Genomic DNA, 1,204 nt, shown 5'->3' with positions numbered 1-1,204 from the left:
ACATATGTTTTTGTTATCTGATCAATTTTATTGAAAAGTTGCGTGAACACTGTAAAGTCCATGGAATTCCTCTTTAACGAATTTTCAACTTTTTATTACCTTGAAATATAGATATATGCTAAACGCTTCATTTTCATTTATACATTACCTAAGTATTTTCATCACGATATCTTGGCTTTGATAAAATCTTTGTGCCCCTCTGAATTGTTCAGATAGTACTGAACCTTCTACAGTGGATTTTGTTTTCATGAAAAAAAGCAAATGTTGTAAAGAGCTTTATTGGTTAGATCTTATTTTAGGCATATGGTTGTGGTTAGAGGTTATAATTTTTCCATACAATTTACGTTTTTGTATTTCGATAAGAGCCTCTTCGTTATCGCTTAAATTTCTGACCATTTGTAGTTTTGTATATTCATTTTGGAGCATGGCTGACATGGTCTTGATGCGTGTTTGCAGCTCGAAAACTCCTTTCAAATCTTTTGTTTTATCTATATTATTTAAGAAATCGACAATTTGTGTAAAGCGGTTCTCTGCGTCTTGAAAAGTTTGCAAACTTACAGCTTTATCGACAATTCCACTATAGTTAAGACGGGTATTAATTATTGTGCGCATCTCATGATACGGCAATGACCAGAAGATAAACCTTTTCTCTTCGTCAAGAACAGAATATAAAAGGTCTCGAAATTGTCCAACATCTACGCCATTGTAGTTGGGATGCGTTTTTGGATAGATAGAAGGCGAATCTTGTATGAAAAAGCTCTTGTTCTCTCCTATTGTTGGTTTTTGGATTCTATTTCCTGTTATAGACTGATGGATTTTTTTCGCGTTTTCGATCTGGTTTTGGCTTTCTTTAATTTGTTGGTTTAATAACTCAATAATTTTCAGATATTCTGTTTTTGAAACAGGGAGAGGAATTTGAATAGTTGAATCTTGAGCCCCAGAAGCCCAACTAAAGTTAGACATTAGAGTTAAATTTATCATTCCCAAAAGGGTAATCATTCCTGTTATAATAAATATCTTTTTCATCTGTTTGCTCGCTTGATTTCGGCAGGGATTGTTTTATTAATAGGCACTCGGTTCCTATCATTGGGCTGTTTTAGCTTTGGTGCTAATGCACAAGCCGATAGAAGGTTTGCAATCAAAATTATAAGAATGATCGACTTCATTTTAATATGACTCTTTTTTAATGTTATACACATTCTGA

At 33.2% G+C, this 1,204-nt stretch carries 2 protein-coding genes; both read right to left on the bottom strand.

Features of this window, described 5'->3' with window-relative positions; translation table 11 throughout:
- Nucleotides 1-276: 276 nt before the first annotated feature.
- Complete coding sequence (locus tag ACFIQE_RS10570; RefSeq protein ID WP_375630785.1) at nucleotides 277-1,026, bottom strand: type IV secretion system protein; 750 nt, start codon at nucleotides 1,024-1,026, stop codon at nucleotides 277-279.
- Entirely contained in the window at nucleotides 1,023-1,166 is a 144-nt protein-coding gene (locus ACFIQE_RS10565) for a TrwH protein (protein ID WP_375676034.1), read from the bottom strand. Before ACFIQE_RS10565 ends, ACFIQE_RS10570 begins: the two co-directional genes overlap by 4 nt.
- Nucleotides 1,167-1,204 lie beyond the last annotated feature (38 nt).

Source organism: Bartonella sp. AA1HLJMS (genome assembly GCF_042197445.1).
Classification (GTDB): Bacteria; Pseudomonadota; Alphaproteobacteria; order Rhizobiales; family Rhizobiaceae; genus Bartonella.
This window is presented reverse-complemented; position numbering and strand designations above follow the sequence as displayed.

Bases quoted from the DNA above. Each gene is read 5' to 3' on its own strand.
- ACFIQE_RS10570 (WP_375630785.1), bottom strand. From the start codon at position 1,026: ATGAAAAAGATATTTATTATAACAGGAATGATTACCCTTTTGGGAATG.
- ACFIQE_RS10565 (WP_375676034.1), bottom strand. From the start codon at position 1,166: ATGAAGTCGATCATTCTTATAATTTTGATTGCAAACCTTCTATCGGCT.